The sequence below is a fragment of the Streptomyces deccanensis genome (genome assembly GCF_022385335.1).
Lineage (GTDB): Bacteria > Actinomycetota > Actinomycetes > Streptomycetales > Streptomycetaceae > Streptomyces > Streptomyces deccanensis.
On sequence record NZ_CP092431.1, the window covers coordinates 8314291 to 8330328 of the forward strand.

The following is a 16038-nucleotide window of genomic DNA, read 5'->3' on the forward strand; positions in this document are numbered from 1 at the left end:
ACCAAGCGATCTTGTGCCGCGCATCCCAATGAGTGGTCGAGTCGTCGCGGGATGCCGAGCGGCCAATCCTTTCAAGCCACCAGTGGGCGGAAACCCATGAGCCACACCCAGCATCCCCGGGTCTTTCGATCCTACGAGTGACCGAAACCAACCCACCTACAACGTAAGGACACCGCCATGTCGGAGCTTCTCGTCGACTTCATCACCTCCCTCGACGGCTGCGCATCGGGCGAGGGATGGCCCGGTTTCTGGGGCCTCGAGGGCCCGGAGTACCTCGCGTGGCTCGGCGAGCAGCCCGAGGTCACCTATCTGATGGGAGCGAACACCTACCGCCTGATGTCGGGTTTCGCCGCGGGCGAGGTCCCGAAGGGCCAGGACGAGTTCCGGCCCGAGGAAGAGGCGTCCGTCGACGAGCTCACGCAAGCGTCCAAGGTGGTGTTCTCCTCTTCACTCGAGGAGCCACTGACGTGGGCAAACTCCACGCTCGTCCGCGACGACGCCGTCGAGGCGGTCCGCGCCATGAAGTCGAGTGGCTCGGGGCTCCTCAGCACGATCGGCAGCCTCAGCCTGAGCCGGTCCCTGCTACGAGCCGGACTCGTCGACCGGTTCCGGGTCGTGATGTTCCCGGTGATCACGGGGGCCACGGGCGAGGAACGCATCTACGACGGCTATCCGGACGTTGCCCTCGAGATGATCGAGCACCGCACCTTTGACGGCCGCATCCAGTTGGTCGAGTACAAGCCCCGCGTGCTCGAGCACCCGCTGCTCGCCGTCCCTGCGTGACGTCCCCCCCCCCCGTCCGCCCGTCCGCCCGTCCGCCAGGCCGGCGCCGGCGGGCGCGGTGCAAGACCGCGTGAGCTATCCTCCGCGCATGCGCGGACAGTTCACCGGCTGGCCGGAGCAGGCCATGGACGTCTTGTGGCAGCTCCAGGGCGAACCGACCCACGCGACCCGCGAGCGCTACCGCGTGGACCGCGAACGCCTGGTCCGGCAGCCGATGATCGCCCTGCTCAACGAGGTCGCGGACACCGACCCCCGGTACGAGGACTTCTCCGTCTGGCACTACCGCACCGACTCCTGGTGGTGGCAGCACCAGGGAGCGGTGATCCGGCTCGGCCGCAAGATCGAGATCGGTCTCCGGTTCGATCTGGACGGCCTGCGGATCCAGGGCGCCTGGTGGTATCCCGATCCCGGCCAGGTGGAGATGTTCCGCATGGCCGTGGCCTCCGAGGGGAGCGGCCGCGAACTGTCCGCCATCGTCGAGGACGTGCGGAAGAAGGGCTACGACATCTCCGGGGACGTGATGAAACGCCCCCCGCGCGGCTATCCGGGGGACCACTCCCGTGCAAACCTGCTGCGCCACCGTTCGCTGATCGCCGCCCGTTCCCTCGGCTGCGAGGAGTGGCTGCACACCCCCGAAGTGGTCGACCGGGTCCTCTCGGCCGCCGCCGACCTGGACGCCCTGCTGATGTGGCTGGTCCGCCACGTGAAGCGCGCCACCTGATATCACGACGGCGCTCGCGGCAGAGGAGGAACCGCACCTGGAGGCCTGGGCGTGCAGGGCCTCGTCCGCAGGGAGTCAGCGTTCCGGGTGCCCGAACCACCGGTGCAGGGAGTCGGCAGTCCGTCCTGGGCCGGTAAGAATTCTGTGGGTGCGGCGTCGTTCCGGGCCGCTCGGGCCCAGCAGATGTAGCCGTCGGGGCGTACCAGGGCGCGTCGACGACGGCTCCGGACACCGTCGGCAGCTCGGACGTCCGGACCGCATTGTCATGGACGCCTACCTCACCGGCCTGGGGAAAGCCCGGGAGCGAGGACTGGACGTCTCCGCGATCCACTCCGTCGCCTCGTTCTTCGTGTCCCGCGTCGACACCGAGACAGGCCGGCGCCTCGACGCGATCGGCACCCCCGAGGCACTGCGGGCCCGCGGCAAGGCCGCCCTGGCCAATGCCCGTCTCGGCTACCAGGCATATGAGGAGGTGTTCGGCTCTGCCGACGGATGGAGACAGCCCTCCGGGCGCTGGGCCGCACTCCACCAGGCCGGGGCAAACACCCAGCGTCCCCTCTGGGCCTCGACGGGCGTCAAGGACCCCTCCCGCCCCGACACGCTGTACGTCACCGGGCTGGTGGCACCGGGTACCGTCAACACCATGCCGGAGGCCACCCTCGACGCTGTCGCCGACCACGGCGAGATCACCGGCGACACCGTCTCCGGCACCTACGAGCTGTCTGGGTTTCACGCGGCGGTCCATTGGGACAACGTTTGTTCTGTCCCATCGGGATGGTTGACCGCAGGGGTGTCGACGCCGTCGTCGGTTTTGGCGTACCTGAAGGGCGTTCCCCCGGAGATGGCCCGTTTGCCGCGTTGCAGGCCGTCGAACTGCAAGCACCGGACATCGTGGGCGCCGGGCGTCGTGTGCGTCAGTAGCCACGGGCCATGGGGATCGGTTCGGCGCCGTGAGGTACGACAAATGCCTGCCCGGTGATCACGGAGGTTCGAGTCGGCAGTGTGCGTGGGATGGGTTCGTGACCGCTGCGAGAGTAAAGGCCGCACAAGATCTGAGCTCGGCAAGAGGGACTCAGAGCCAGTCTCGCCGCTTGAAAATCACGTACAGACTGACGCAAACCACCCCCATCAGGCAGATCGCAAAGGGGTATCCGAAGCTCCAGCCCAACTCCGGCATGTGCCTGAAGTTCATCCCGTAGATCGTCCCGACCAGCGTCGGCGCGAACAGGATCGCCGCCCAGGAGGAGATCTTCTTGATCTCCTCGTTCTGTTCGAAGCCCGCTTCCGCCAGAGCGCGCATCTCCGCGTTCTGTTGTTGGGTGACGAGGGTGGCGTTGACCGTGAGGATCTCGGTGAGGGCCTGGCGGAAACCGTCGACGCGTTCGCTGGTGTGGGTGACGTGGTCGGCGACGTCGCGGAGGTAGCGCTGGAGTTCCTCGTCCGTCTCGTACTTGGTGAAGCCGGCCATCAGGCCGTGCAGCATGCCGACGAGCGGCCGCGTGGCCCGCTGGAACTCGACCATCTCGCGCGAGAGTTCGTAGATGCGGCGGGAGACCTCCGGGTCGCCGCGGAAGACCTCCGTCTCGATCTCGTCGACGTCGTTCTGCACACCGGCCACGACGGGCGCGTACCCGTCGACCACCGCGTCGAGAATGGCGTAGAGGACCGCCTCGGGCCCCAGCTTCAGCAGTTCCGGGGTCTCCTCCATCCGGCGGCGCACGGCCGAGAGATCGGGCGCCGCCCCGTGCCGGACCGTGATGACGAAGTCCGGCCCCACGAAGACGTGCAGCTCGCCGAAGTCGACCTCCTCCTGCGCGTCGAGGTAGCGCGCGGCGCGCAGCACGACGAAGAGCGTGTCGCCGTAGCGCTCCAGCTTGGGGCGCTGATGCGCCTCCATCGCGTCCTCGACGGCGAGGGGATGGAGGTCGAACTCGGCTGCCAGGGACAGGAGTTCACCCTCCGTCGGCCGGGCCAGCCCGATCCACGCCATCCCGGACGGCGCCTCCCGCAGCTCACGGTAGGTCTCCGCCAGCGTGTCGGGGGAGGAGACGCGTACGCCGTCCTGGTACAGGGCCGCCTCGACGACGCTGGCCGCCCGCTCGGCGGTGTCCCGAGCCGTCGGCTTCGGCGGTGTGGGTCCGGCGGGCGGTGTCGACGGAGGGGGCAGCGCGCGGCGCCAGACGGGCTTTCGGTTGCCCTTCGAGTCGGGGCCGGCGTCCTTCGGGGCCGGGCGGGCGCGTCGATCGGCCATCGTGGATGCCTCCCGAGTTGCACGTGCGACTATGTGATCAACGAGCAGGATATACGGGGCAAACGCCGCGGGAGCCGGTGGGCGCGGGCCGCGCGCGTCGATTGACAGTGGCTGCCGGCAGCATGACCACCATGAGCCGGATCATCTCGTACGACACCGCCACGTACGCCGACGTCCTGGCCTTCCTCGGAGCGGGCGGGAACCTCACCCCCGACCAGCGACGGATCCTCGGCTCGATACGCGAGAGGCCACAGCAGAGCCAGATCTCCCTCGACCATCAGGGCATCGACTGGGGCCTGTCCATCCCTGACGCGCTGGACCACCTCGTGGCCGGTCACGCGAGTTCGGACGCCGAGTACGCGGCGGGCGCCTACCGGGCCGTGCTGGACACGATCTTCTTCGCCATCAACGGCTGACAGCCGGTAGGAGCGTGATGACGGCAGGGGAAGGCCTGTGTCGGCCCTCCCCTGCCCTGCCCTCCCTGCCGTGTTCTGCCGTCACGGCTCGCGCCTCAGCCGATGCGCGTTCCCGTGCCGCCGACGCGGACTCGCGGGTCGCCCGCGCGCAGCGTCACCGTGAGCACGCCGGGTCGGCCCAGGTCCTCGCCCTGACGCAGGGTGAGGACGGCGTCCTCGGGGACCAGGCCGAGTTCACGGGCGTACGCACCGAACGCGGCGGCAGCGGCGCCGGTTGCGGGATCCTCGACGACGCCGCCTACGGGGAACGGGTCACGGACATGGAAGACGGTGGCCGACTCCCGCCATACCAACTGGACGGTGGTCAGTTCCAAGCGGTGCATCAGGGCTTCGAGACGGGAGAAGTCGTACGCCAGATCCGCGAGCCGCGCGCGGGTCGCCGCCCCGAGCACGAGGTGACGGGCACCGGCGAACGCGATACGGGCCGGGAAGGCGGGGTCGAGGTCCGCGGCCGGCCAGTCGAGCGCGGCGAGCGCCTCCGCGAGGTCGGCGTCGGCGATCTCCTCGATGTGCGGCTCGACACTGGTGAGGGTGGCCCTGACCGTCCCGCCCTCCTCGGTCACCTCCACCGGTACGGTGCCGGCGCGCGTGGCGAACACCAGTTCCCCGGGGCCCATTTGCTCGGCGAGCGCGACGGCGGTCGCGACGGTGGCGTGTCCGCAGAACGGCACCTCGGCCTTGGGGCTGAAGTAACGGATGCTGTACGCCCGTCCCGCCTGACCGCCGAGACCCTCCGGCGGCGCGGTCAGGAACGCCGACTCCGAGTATCCGAGGTCGGCGGCGATGGCCAGCATGTCGCTGTCGTCCAGGGCGGTGGCGTCCAGGACGACACCGGCGGGGTTCCCGCCGTCGGGGGTGCTGGAGAAAGCGGTGTATCGCAGGACCTCGGGCCGCGGCGCATTCGTCGTCATGATCGCGGCAACGCGGGGCGGGCCTGCGGCTATTCCTGTCCACGCCGGTGACACTCTTGCGACGCCGGTGATGATGATGTTCCAGTTCGGGCTCAGCTGTCCCTCGGCGAGGCCGGTGAAGAAGCCGTCGCTGTCCAGTCGGCCGGTGGCGATCGCGCCGTTGTCGCTTCCGTAGAAGTGCAGTTCCCCGGACACGGTGACTCCTCGGGTGCGGGAAAGGTAGGTTCCGCCGCCCGGCCGCCCGACTCACCTTGCACCGCAAGAGCGGAACGCCGCCCGCCCCCGCCCCGGAGCAGGAACCCGACCATCGAGGACAGCAACTGTCCGCATCCCCCGCTAGCGTGCACCGTATGACGAACAAGGCCTCCCGGACCGCCGCCCCCCTGCTCGGCACTCGCGCTCTCAACCGTGCGACCCTGGCCCGTCAACTCCTCCTGGACCGGGTGGAGATGACCGCCCACGACGCCGTCGAGCATCTCCTCGGCCTCCAGGCGCAGAACGTCCAGCCGCCCTACTACGCGCTCGCGGCCCGGCTGGACGGGTTCGTGCCCGAGTGGCTGTCGGCGTTGATGGCCGAGCGGCGGGTCGTCCGTATCGTCAGCATGCGGTCCACGATCCACACGCACACCGCCGAGGACTGCCTCACCCTGCGGCCGTTGGTGCAGCCGGCCCGGGAGCGGGAGCTGAACCTGTTCCGCAAGGGGCTGGTCGGCGTCGATCTCGACCGGCTGGAGGCCATCTCCCGCGAACTCGTGGAGACCGAGCCCCGCACGCTGAAGCAGTTGCGTGAGGCGCTGGCCGTGGAGTGGCCCGACGCCGACCCGTTCGCCCTCGGTCTCGCCGCGCGCTGTCGGCTGCCGCTGGTCCAGGTCACCCCGCGTGGCCTGTGGGGGAGGAGCGGCCAGGTCGCCCTGACCACCGCCGAGCACTGGCTCGGCCGGCCCGCCGAGGAGGCCCCGCCGGCCGAGGCCGTCGTCCGGCGCTATCTCGCCGCCTTCGGGCCCGCCTCCGTGAAGGACATGCAGGCCTGGGCCGGACTGACGCGGCTGCGCGAGGCGTTCGAGCGGCTGCGCCCGGAGCTGGTCACCTTCCGGGACGAGCGCGGCACCGAACTCTTCGACCTCCCCGACGCGCCCCGCCCGGACCCGGAGACCCCGGCGCCGCCCCGGCTGCTCCCCGAGTTCGACAATCTGCTGCTCTCGCACGCCGACCGTTCCCGGGTGGTCCCGCCCGACCTCAAGGGCCGTTCCTGGCAGGGGAACCAGGCCTACCGCACGTTCCTCGTCGACGGGTTCCTGGCCGGCATCTGGAAGCTCGACGCCGACTCCGTGACCCTCGAACCCTTCGGGTCCCTCACCGCTCGGCAGCGGACGGAGCTGGTGGAGGAAGCGGGCCGCCTGCTCGGCACCCTGCACGACGGCCGCTCGTACAAGATCCGCTTCGGCACGGTGGCGGCCACCGGCCGGTGACCGTCACGACCATCGGCGCCGCGACGCCGTCGCACAGTGGAGAGGGGGCGCCCCGAACCGCTCGTGGCAGGTTCGCGGCGCCCCCTGGTATCACCTGAGGCTGTGCCTCAGGAGTCCGTGGGCCGGCTTCTCCCCGTCAGGTCAGGAGTTGACCTGCGCGGCGACCGCGCTGGAGAAGGTCGTCAGCCGGGTGTAGATACCGGGGTACTGCGCGTCCGCGCAGCCGTAACCCCAGGAGGTGATGCCTGCCAGGACGCCCCCGATGACCAGGGGACCGCCGCTGTCGCCCTGGCAGGTGTCCACGCCGCCGGACGCGTTGCCGGCGCACACCATGTCGCTCGCGATGAACTCGGAGCCGTAGGAGCTGGAGCTGCCGCAGACCGAGTTGGCGACGATCGGCACGGTCGCGGTGCGCAGCTGGTTGGAGGAGGAGCCGCCCGAGGACGTCGTGCCCCAGCCGAGGATGCGGGCGGTGGTGCCGGCCGCGTAGACGCCGGTCTGCGACGACGTGACGTAGGGGAGCGTGGTGTACGGCATCGACGTCGACAGCGTCAGCACGGCCACGTCGGAGCCGGTCTCGGCGGACGAGTAGTTCGGGTGGATCCAGATGCGGCTGACCTGGCTGACCGTACCGTTGGTGCCGTTGCGGTAGGTGCGGCCGCCGACCACGCGGGTGCTGGAGGTCGTTCTGCCCTCGACACAGTGGGCCGCGGTGATCACCTTCGTGGGGGAGACCAGGGTGCCGCCACAGAACTGGCTCTGCGAGGCGTTGGTGATCTGCATGACGTACGGGTACGCGCTCGCGGTGGTGGTGGTGCCACCCACGATGGGCTGGGGAGCGGCGACGGCGCCGGGGGCGGCCAGAAGAGCGGCCGCGGAGGCGGCGGCGGTCGCGGCGGCGGCGACGAGCGTCTTCTTGGCGCGGTTGAACCCGAACATGGTTCTCCTCATGGGGGGTTGCCGGGGTGGGGGACGCGCGGGTGGGGAGAAGCGGTGCACAGATCCCGCGGTGCCGTCCCGCTCGGGGGAGCCGAGCGGGACGGCGGGCCGGACTGTGTGCCCTGGCGTGGGCACGTCACAAAAACTATGAGCCGGAGTGATCCCCTCCCAAGGGGGGATCCCCCTAAGGGAGTTGGGGAGGGAAAACCCTCGATGACCCGGGCCGGGGTTTGAGCCTAGGCTGGAGCCGCAAGGTCGCCGCACGCACGGATGCCATGGATGCGATGTCCGCGTACCGCCACGGATGCCTCCGACGCGCGACAGACGAGGAGCCGACGGGAACGCGACGACAGGGCCCAGCCCCCGGTGGGGGCTCGTCAGCCGGTCCCGGGGAGGTCAGTTCGTACGGTGTCCCGCCGCCAGACGCACGATGTCCACACGCGACCGGATACCCAGCTTCCGGTAGACGCGCGTGAGCGTCGCCTCGACCGTCTTCACGCTGATGTACAGCCGGCCGGCGATCTCCCGGTTGGTCGCGCCCTCCATGACCAGCTCCGCGACCTGGCGTTCCGTCGCCGCGAGCACGGCGAGGGCGTCCAGCGCCGACGGGGCGATCGCGGGCTGCGGCGGGGGCGCCGGAGCGACGGAGACCTCCTCCACCTGGCGCAGCCACGGCAGGGCGCGACACCGGCGGAACAGCCGGGACGCCTCGTCGTACGCGCCCGGCGCGGGTGTCCCGGGCCGCGCGGCGAGGCCCTGCGGGACGGCGCGCAGCCCCGCCAGGGCGTACGCGGCCCGCGCCTCCTCCAGGCCGTAGCCCAGCTTGGCGAGCCGGTCCTGAGCCGACGTCAACTGCCGTACCGCGGCGTCCTGTTCGCCCCGTGCCGCACGCACCAGGGCCTCGGCGCGGTCGAGGACGGCGAGCACGCTCTCCCGGCCGAGCCGCAACGCCTGCTGCCGGGTGACGTCGATGACGTCCTGCGCCTCCGCCAACTCGCCCACCCGCACCAGGGCTTCGGCGAGGTCGCCGTGCCAGCGGCCGCGCGCCGGGTCGTTGATCCCGAGCCCGTCCTCCAACTCCCGTACGCGACGCAGGGACTGGACCGTCCCCGGCGCGTCCCCGGCCACCAACTGGGCGTGCCCGAGGGCGCCCAGGGCGCGGGAGAGGTACATGAGGTCGCCGTCCTGCTCCGCGCGGTCGGCGGCCTCGCGGGCGAGAGCCCGGGCCCGCTCCACGTCGCCGCCCGCGGCCTCCGCGAGGGAGGTGAGCATGGCGGACGCGCCCTCGCCGATGCCGGAGTCCCGGGCCAGGACATAGCCCTCGCGGGCGAGGTCGAGGGCCCGGCCGCAGTGCCCGGAGCGCAGCTCGGTCTCGGCGAGGAAGCGCACGTAGTGCACCTCGCTCTCGACCATGCCGCGCCGGCGGACCTCCCGCAGCAGCGAGGTGATCGTGGCGCGGGCCTCGCCGAGCTGGTCGCTCATCAGCAGCCAGCGGAAGCGGGTCGCGCCCGCCCCGTTGTGGTGGCACGCGAGCAGCGGGTCCTGCGGCTCCTTCAGCGCCCGTTTGATCGTCATGGGCGCGTCCGGGTGGCCCATCAGCATCTCGGTCTGCGCCTGGAAGGCGAGCGCGAGCAGCTCGGTGCGCCGGTCCTCGGCGCGTCCGGCCAGCTCGGCGGCGCGCGCGGCCTCCTCCCGGCTCTGCGCGAAGTCGCCCTCCAGGACCAGCGCCCGCCAGGCCAGCTGGTAGCGGACCAGCCCGAGCAGCCGAGGGTCGTCGCCCGCGTCGGCGAGGACCTGCGGATAGACGGCGTCGACCTCGGCGAGGGACTGCCCGGCCGCGTCGATCACCACCATCCAGGCCCGGACCCGTTCGGCGGGCTCGGTTGCCCGGCTCAGCACTTCACGGGCGATGTCGCGGCCGAGGTCGTTCTCCCCGGCGGTGATCGCGTCCTCCGCCGCCTGCAGCCGCCGCTCGTCCGGGCCGGGTTTCGCGTCCGCCGGGGTGTGCCGGGCCGAGAGCAGCCCCAGCTCGGCGGCGACCGACGGTGCGCCCCGGTCCCGGGCGACGGCCGCGGCCTCGCCGAGCCGCGCGGCGACCTGCGGATCGGTGCCCTGGGTGGACAGCGCGAGGTGCCGGGCGCGCTCGATGGGGTCGATGGCGGCGGTGGACAGCGCAGCGTGGGCGGCCCGCCGCTCCTGCGCGGTGGCCTCGGCGTACAGCGCGGCCGAGACCAGGGGGTGTGCGAACCGCACACCGGGCCCCTCCCGCTCCGGCGCGAGCAGTCCCAGCTCGACGGCTTGCGCGGTCTCGGCCTCGGCGTTGTCCCGCCCTGCGGCGCGCAGCAGTGCCACCGTGGGCCGGGCACCGGCGCTGGCGACCAGCAGGGTGCGGCGGGCCTCGGCGGAGAGCATGTCCAGCCGGTTCAGGACCAGGGTCCGCAGCGACGTCGGCACGGGCAGCGGCTCGCCCGGACGCGGCGGGGTCGAGCTGTCGGCGAGGGCGCGGCCCAGCTCCAGCGCGAACAGCGGGTTGCCGCCGCTGGTGCGGTGGATGTCCCGCACGGTCGAGCGCGGCAGACCGGTGTAGCCGCGGTTCTCCAGCAGCTCGGCGACGTGCGTACGGGACAGCGGGGCGACCCGGAGGGCGAGGGTGTCGGGCGGGGACGCGCGTAGATACCTGTCCTGCTCGTGACCGTGGGGGTCCGTCGAGGTGCGTACGGCGCACAGCATGCGCACCGGCATCTCGCCGAGCCGCCGCGCGGCGAACCCGAGCAGCTCCACACTGGCCGGATCCAGCCACTGCAGATCGTCGGCGACGATCAGCACCGGGCCCTTGGCGGCCAGCGCGCGCAGCGTCGACAGCACGGCCAGCCGCAGGGCCAGCCCGTCACGCTGGAGCGTGGACTCGCCACGGCCGGTGAGCGCGGACTCCAGCGCGGTGCGCTGCGGCGCCGGCAGCTGGTCGGACACCTCGTCCATGACCAGCCCGAGCAGGTCGGTCAGGGCGAGGAACGGCAGATGGGACTCGGACTCGGTGGCCGAGCAGCGCAGCACCGTCCGTGCCGATTCGTCGTATTCGGCGGCCAGGGCGCGCAGGACGGTCGATTTTCCGATGCCCGCGGAGCCGTGCACCAGCACGCTGCCGCCGCGCGAAAGCTGTTCGCGCGCGCCGGCGAACAGCTCCTCCCTGCCGATCACCAGGTCGGGGCGGGGTCTCCCAGGCTCCTTGAACTCCCGTCGCACGGGCCACCGCTCCCCTCGAGTGTCGTGTCCGGGCCAATATTAGGCGTCCGGTCTTTGAATTTCGGAACGCGGCCCGGTGTGGGAAATAACAGGAAGGGTACGGCATAGGGAAATTCACATGCCGGTTACATGAATGCCCCCGAGGGCCCCGCGCCCCGGAGGGCGCGCCCCGTAGGGGCGCGAGGAACTGCGTGAGCAACCACGACGGACCCGCGGTCCGAACCGGACAGACACCCCAACGACGCGACCGGCCGAACCCAGCGGAGCGCTACGGCAACAGTCCGGCCCGCCGAGCAGCCACCACCCCCTCCCACCGCGTATGCGCGCCGAGCTTCCGCATGGCCGACCGCAGATACGCCTTCACCGTCTCGGGCCGCAGCCCCAGCCGCTCCGCGGCGACCGCGTTGGTCGCACCCGTCGCGACACAGGCCAGTACATCCGTCTCACGCGGAGTGAGCGTGATCCGGGGCGCCCCCTCCGTCCCGGTGTTCTCCCCGCCCGCCACGCCGACGAGCCGCCCGCACACCCGCAGCAGCTCCGCCCGCAGCTCCGGATCGTCGACGCGGGGGGCGAGCGCGCGCAGCGCGCCGTGCGCTTCCCGGACCTCCTCCCACGCCCCGGGCGAGTCACCCTCGGGCGGCGCGGTCGCGGCCAGCAGGCCGCGCGCCTCGTCCCGGACCACCAGGGACTGCTTCAGGTCCCGTGCCGCGTCCAGCGCGGCGGAGACCGTGCGGTCGCCCAGCGGCTGGGCCGTGCGCAGGGCGCCGTACAGGACCCCGCGCACCTGACGCCGTACGACGACGGGGACCGCGAGGACGGAGCGGATGCCCTCGGCGGCGACCGCGGCGTCGTACTCGTGGCTGATACGGCGCGACGCGGAGTAGTCGGTCACCCCGCAGGGGCGGGCCAGGGCCACCGCCTTGCCGCCGAGGCCGTTCCCGGAGTGCACGGCGAGACCTTGGAGCGAGCTGGTCCGGGTGCCCTGGAGTTCACTGATGCGCAGTTGCCCGGGCCCGGGCTCGACCAGCCCCGCGAAGGCCAGCGGCAGCCCGGTGGCCTGCCGCAGCCGGTGCAGCGCGGCGCGCAGGTCCGCCCGGCCCGACAGGGCCGTCCCGACGGAATCCGAGGGATCCAGTGCCACGAACTCGCCCCTTCCGCGCGGCGCACCCCCGTTCGGGGGTGGCGAGACGTGTATCACGCATTACACGATGCCAGGCAACGGTCCGGCAATGAGGAGGACACATGTCGGCGAGGACGAGCGCCACGGAGGAGTTCCGGGCGGCCCGGGATTTCCTGCTGGCCCACCGCGAGGACTACGCCACGGCCTACAAGGGTTTCGAGTGGCCCCGTCCCGAGTACTTCAACTGGGCGCTCGACTGGTTCGACGTGATCGCACGTGGGAACGACCGCACGGCTCTGCACATCGTGGAGGAGGACGGCACCGAGACCCGGCTGTCCTTCGCCGAGATGTCCGAACGGTCCTCGCGTGTCGCCAACTGGCTGCGGGACCGGGGTGTCCGCGCCGACGACCGCATCCTCGTGATGCTCGGCAACCAGGCGGAGTTGTGGGAGACCGCGCTCGCCGCGATGAAGCTGCGCGCCGTCGTCATCCCCGCGACCCCGCTGCTCGGCCCCGTCGACCTGCGCGACCGGGTGGAGCGCGGCCGGGTCCGGCATGTGATCGTACGGGCCGAGGAGACGTCCAAGTTCGATGATGTGCCCGGCCGTTACACCCGCACCACGGTCGGCGGCACGGTCGACGGCTGGCGGCCCTACGAGCAGGCCTACGCGTCGCCCGCCCGCTTCGAGCCGAACGGCGCGACCAACGCCTCCGACCCGCTGATGCTGTACTTCACCTCCGGCACCACCGCCCGGCCCAAACTGGTCGAGCACACCCATGTGTCGTACCCGATCGGCCACTTGGCCACCATGTACTGGATCGGTCTGCGCCCCGGCGACGTCCACCTCAACATCTCCTCGCCCGGCTGGGCCAAGCACGCCTGGTCCAACCTCTTCGCCCCGTGGAACGCGGAGGCGACCGTCTTCCTCCACAACTACACCCGCTTCGACGCGAGCCGGCTGCTCGCGGAGATGGACCGCGCGCGCGTCACCACCTTCTGCGCCCCGCCCACTGTGTGGCGGATGCTCGTCCAGGCCGACCTGACCCGGCTGCGGACCCCGCCCCGCGAGGTCGTCGCCGCCGGGGAGCCCCTGAACCCCGAGGTCATCGAGCAGGTCCGCCGCGCCTGGGGCGTCACCGTCCGGGACGGCTTCGGCCAGACCGAGACCGCCGTCCAGGTCGCCAACAGCCCCGGCCAGGAGCTGAAGACCGGGTCCATGGGCCGGCCCGGCCCCGGCTACAAGGTCGTCCTCCTCGACCCCGTCACGGGCGCCCCCGACGCCGACGAGGGCGAGATCGCCCTCGACCTCTCCAACCGCCCCGTCGGCCTCATGACCGGCTACCACGGAGACCCCGACCGTACGGCGGAGGCCATGGCCGGCGGGTACTACCGCACCGGCGACATCGGCTCCCGGGACGCGGACGGCTACCTCACCTACGTGGGCCGCGCGGACGACGTGTTCAAGGCCAGCGACTACAAGATCAGCCCGTTCGAGCTGGAGAGCGCTCTGCTGGAGCACGACGCGGTCGCCGAGGCGGCCGTGGTGCCCGCGCCGGACGAGGTACGGCTCGCCGTGCCGAAGGCGTACATCGTGCTCGCGGCCGGCTGGGAGCCGGGCCCGGACACCGCGAAGGTGCTCTTCGAGCACTCCCGGACCGTCCTCGCCCCCTACAAGCGCCTGCGCCGCCTGGAGTTCGGAGACCTCCCGAAGACCGTCTCCGGCAAGATCCGCCGCATCGAGCTGCGCGAGGCCACGGCCGCGGGTTCCGACGCGGAGTACCGCGAGGAGGACTTCCGGTGACGACCGCTTCGTACGCCCACGGGACCAGCGCGACCCCGCTGCTCGGCGACACCATCGGCGCCAACCTCGACCGGGCCGTCGCCGCCTGGCCGGACCGTGAGGCGCTCGTCGACGTGCCGTCCGGGCGGCGCTGGACCTATGCCCAGTTCGCCGCCGACGTCGACCGGTTGGCGTACGCGCTGCTCGCGAGCGGCGTCGCCAAGGGAGACCGGGTGGGCATCTGGGCGGTCAACTGCCCCGAGTGGGTGCTCGTGCAGTACGCCACCGCCCGTATCGGCGCGATCATGGTGAACATCAACCCGGCCTACCGCACCCACGAGGTCGAGTACGTCCTCAAGCAGGCCGGGATCTCGTTCCTGTTCGCTTCCCTCCGCCACAAGACGAGCGACTACCGGTCCATGATCGAGCAAGTGCGGTCCCGTTGCCCGGAGTTGCGGGAGACCGTCTACTTCGACGACCCCGGCTGGGACGCGCTGCTCGCGCGCGGGACGCCGGTGCCGTACGAGGACCTGTCCTGCGACGACCCGATCAACATCCAGTACACCTCGGGCACCACGGGCTTCCCCAAGGGGGCGACCCTCTCCCACCACAACATCCTCAACAACGGTTATTTCGTAGGGGAGTTGCTCGGCTACGACGAGCAGGACCGGATCTGTGTGCCCGTGCCCTTCTACCACTGTTTCGGCATGGTGATGGGCAACCTCGCGGCCACCTCGCACGGCGCCTGCGTCGTCATCCCGGCGCCCTCCTTCGACCCGAAGGCCACCCTGGAGGCCGTCCAGCAGGAGCGCTGCACCTCCCTGTACGGCGTACCGACCATGTTCATCGCGGAGTTGAACCTCCCCGACTTCGCCGCGTACGACCTCTCCTCCCTGCGCACCGGGATCATGGCCGGCTCGCCCTGCCCGGTGGAGGTGATGAAGCGGGTGGTCGCCGAGATGCACATGACGGAGGTCTCGATCTGTTACGGCATGACCGAGACCTCGCCCGTGTCCACCCAGACCCGGCGCGACGACGACCTGGCCCACCGCACCGGCACCGTCGGACGCGTCCTGCCGCACATCGAGGTGAAGATCGTCGACCCGGCGACGGGAGTGACACAACCGCGCGGCAGCGCAGGGGAGTTGTGCACCCGCGGCTACAGCGTGATGCTCGGCTACTGGGAGGAGCCGGAGAAGACCGCCGAGGCCGTCGACGCGGGGCGGTGGATGCACACCGGGGACCTGGCGACGATGCGCGAGGACGGCTACGTCGAGATCGTCGGCCGGATCAAGGACATGATCATCCGAGGTGGCGAGAACATCTACCCGCGCGAGATCGAGGAGTTCCTGTACGGCCACCCGAAGATCGCCGACGTCCAGGTGGTGGGCGTGCCGCACGAGCGGTACGGCGAGGAGGTGCTCGCCTGCGTCATCCCGCGCGAGAGCGCGGAACCGCCCACGCTGGAGGAGCTACGGGCCTACTGCGACGGGCGGTTGGCGCACTACAAGATCCCGAGCGCGCTGCGCATCCTGGACGCCTTCCCGATGACGGTGTCGGGGAAGGTGCGGAAGATCGAGCTGCGGGAGCGGTACACCGCCGGGTGACGGCGAACCACATCAGATGCCGGCCCCGGTCGCGACCAGGTCCGTCGCCGCGCGGTTCACCGGCTGCGGGGTGCCCGTGAGATCCAGGACGAACAGGGAGACGCCCAGGCCGTCGGCGCGGTCGCGGGCGTCGTCCGTGTACCCGGCGAGGGAGAAGTAGACGCAGTCGGTGGACTCCGTCATGGCGGTCAGCCACAGGCACTCGACGTCGCGCAGCGAGGCCGGGCGCACCGAGGGGTCCACCTGGGCCAGGACGCCCCGCGCGGCGAGCCCGATCCCCGAGGGCTGGCGCTGGTCGGCGCGGCGGATGTCGTGGTAGCCCAGCCAGCGCAGATAGAGGGCGACGGCGGTGACCGCGTCGCGGGCCGTGCGGATGGTGACGGGCCGGAAGGTCGCCCGGGGGGCGGTGGGCGCCCCGGTCGTGCCCACGGCGCCGGCCGGGCCCAGCGGCCGTAGGGAGCCGGCCACCGGCACGCGTAGCACGGTCCCGCAGGAGCAGCCCAGCTCCGGGTGGGGCCACTGGTCGGCGCGACCGCAGTTCCCGCAGCGGACGGTGACCCAGTCCTCGTCCCAGGTGCGGTGGGTGACCGAGGTGGGGGCGGCGCGGTGGTTCAGGGCCGGGGCGACCGGGGTGCCGCACACGCAGGGGTAGGCCGGGGCCGCGAACTGATGCTCCCGCCCGCAGTCCGGGCACCGCACCGCCATGCTCTCGCTCATGCTCCCCACCCCACCGCCGT

At 71.6% G+C, this 16038-nt stretch carries 12 protein-coding genes and 1 pseudogene; 7 read left to right on the forward strand and 6 right to left on the reverse strand.

What is annotated here, in order from left to right; genetic code table 11:
• Positions 1-177 precede the first annotated feature (177 nt).
• The 3 genes and pseudogenes from L3078_RS36730 to L3078_RS36740 form a co-directional block, all read left to right on the forward strand.
• Positions 178-783: a dihydrofolate reductase family protein gene (locus tag L3078_RS36730; RefSeq protein ID WP_239758249.1), complete on the forward strand. Its 606-nt coding sequence runs from the start codon at positions 178-180 to the stop codon at positions 781-783.
• A gap of 88 nt (positions 784-871) precedes the next feature.
• On the forward strand, positions 872-1504 hold the full coding sequence (locus L3078_RS36735) for a DUF2461 family protein (RefSeq protein ID WP_239758251.1): 633 nt from the start codon (positions 872-874) through the stop codon (positions 1502-1504).
• Positions 1505-1760: 256 nt separating this feature from the next.
• Positions 1761-2222: pseudogene (locus L3078_RS36740) on the forward strand (transaldolase family protein); the annotation flags it as partial.
• A 354-nt stretch (positions 2223-2576) separates the two neighbouring features.
• On the opposite strand, the gene L3078_RS36745 reads toward L3078_RS36740, so the two are convergent.
• Positions 2577-3755: a magnesium and cobalt transport protein CorA gene (locus L3078_RS36745; protein ID WP_239758252.1), complete on the reverse strand. Its 1179-nt coding sequence runs from the start codon at positions 3753-3755 to the stop codon at positions 2577-2579.
• A gap of 131 nt (positions 3756-3886) precedes the next feature.
• On the opposite strand from L3078_RS36745, the gene L3078_RS36750 reads away from it, so the two are divergent.
• Entirely contained in the window at positions 3887-4171 is a 285-nt protein-coding gene (locus tag L3078_RS36750) for a DUF7691 family protein (protein WP_239758254.1), read from the forward strand.
• 95 nt (positions 4172-4266) lie between these two features.
• On the opposite strand, the gene L3078_RS36755 is transcribed toward L3078_RS36750, so the two are convergent.
• Positions 4267-5142, reverse strand: a complete 876-nt coding sequence (locus tag L3078_RS36755; RefSeq protein ID WP_239760611.1) for a PhzF family phenazine biosynthesis protein — start codon at positions 5140-5142, stop codon at positions 4267-4269.
• 350 nt (positions 5143-5492) lie between these two features.
• Between L3078_RS36755 and L3078_RS36760 the strand changes: the two genes are divergently transcribed.
• Positions 5493-6611: a winged helix DNA-binding domain-containing protein gene (locus L3078_RS36760; RefSeq protein ID WP_239758256.1), complete on the forward strand. Its 1119-nt coding sequence runs from the start codon at positions 5493-5495 to the stop codon at positions 6609-6611.
• Between the two features lie 141 nt (positions 6612-6752).
• Here the strand turns inward: L3078_RS36760 and L3078_RS36765 are convergent, their stop codons facing one another.
• The 3 genes from L3078_RS36765 to L3078_RS36775 all read right to left on the reverse strand — a co-directional run bounded on the left by L3078_RS36765 (position 6753) and on the right by L3078_RS36775 (position 11934).
• Positions 6753-7550 carry a S1 family peptidase gene (locus tag L3078_RS36765; protein WP_239758258.1) on the reverse strand — a complete coding sequence of 266 codons (798 nt, stop codon included), beginning with the start codon at positions 7548-7550 and terminating at the stop codon, positions 6753-6755.
• A 396-nt stretch (positions 7551-7946) separates the two neighbouring features.
• Positions 7947-10793 carry a helix-turn-helix transcriptional regulator gene (locus tag L3078_RS36770; RefSeq protein ID WP_239758260.1) on the reverse strand — a complete coding sequence of 949 codons (2847 nt, stop codon included), beginning with the start codon at positions 10791-10793 and terminating at the stop codon, positions 7947-7949.
• A 268-nt stretch (positions 10794-11061) separates the two neighbouring features.
• Positions 11062-11934, reverse strand: a complete 873-nt coding sequence (locus L3078_RS36775; RefSeq protein WP_239758262.1) for a helix-turn-helix transcriptional regulator — start codon at positions 11932-11934, stop codon at positions 11062-11064.
• Between the two features lie 101 nt (positions 11935-12035).
• Here L3078_RS36775 and L3078_RS36780 point away from each other — a divergent pair, with 101 nt between their 5' ends.
• Both L3078_RS36780 and L3078_RS36785 read left to right on the forward strand, forming a co-directional pair.
• Entirely contained in the window at positions 12036-13715 is a 1680-nt protein-coding gene (locus L3078_RS36780; RefSeq protein WP_239758263.1) for an AMP-binding protein, read from the forward strand.
• Entirely contained in the window at positions 13712-15301 is a 1590-nt protein-coding gene (locus tag L3078_RS36785) for an AMP-binding protein (RefSeq protein ID WP_239758265.1), read from the forward strand. Before L3078_RS36780 ends, L3078_RS36785 begins: the two co-directional genes overlap by 4 nt.
• A 12-nt stretch (positions 15302-15313) precedes the next feature.
• Here L3078_RS36785 and L3078_RS36790 read toward each other — a convergent pair whose 3' ends face one another.
• A complete protein-coding gene (locus L3078_RS36790) occupies positions 15314-16018 on the reverse strand; it encodes a hypothetical protein (RefSeq protein ID WP_239758267.1) in 705 nt (234 codons plus the stop codon).
• Positions 16019-16038: the final 20 nt, after the last annotated feature.

Excerpts from the sequence above, each read along its gene's own strand:
- L3078_RS36745 (WP_239758252.1), bottom strand. The coding sequence starts at position 3,755 with ATGGCCGATCGACGCGCCCGCCCGGCCCCGAAGGACGCCGGCCCCGAC.
- L3078_RS36750 (WP_239758254.1), top strand. The coding sequence starts at position 3,887 with ATGAGCCGGATCATCTCGTACGACACCGCCACGTACGCCGACGTCCTG.
- L3078_RS36760 (WP_239758256.1), top strand. The coding sequence starts at position 5,493 with ATGACGAACAAGGCCTCCCGGACCGCCGCCCCCCTGCTCGGCACTCGC.
- L3078_RS36730 (WP_239758249.1), top strand. The coding sequence starts at position 178 with ATGTCGGAGCTTCTCGTCGACTTCATCACCTCCCTCGACGGCTGCGCA.
- L3078_RS36790 (WP_239758267.1), bottom strand. The coding sequence starts at position 16,018 with ATGAGCGAGAGCATGGCGGTGCGGTGCCCGGACTGCGGGCGGGAGCAT.
- L3078_RS36735 (WP_239758251.1), top strand. The coding sequence starts at position 872 with ATGCGCGGACAGTTCACCGGCTGGCCGGAGCAGGCCATGGACGTCTTG.
- L3078_RS36780 (WP_239758263.1), top strand. The coding sequence starts at position 12,036 with ATGTCGGCGAGGACGAGCGCCACGGAGGAGTTCCGGGCGGCCCGGGAT.
- L3078_RS36755 (WP_239760611.1), bottom strand. The coding sequence starts at position 5,142 with ATGACGACGAATGCGCCGCGGCCCGAGGTCCTGCGATACACCGCTTTC.
- L3078_RS36765 (WP_239758258.1), bottom strand. The coding sequence starts at position 7,550 with ATGTTCGGGTTCAACCGCGCCAAGAAGACGCTCGTCGCCGCCGCCGCG.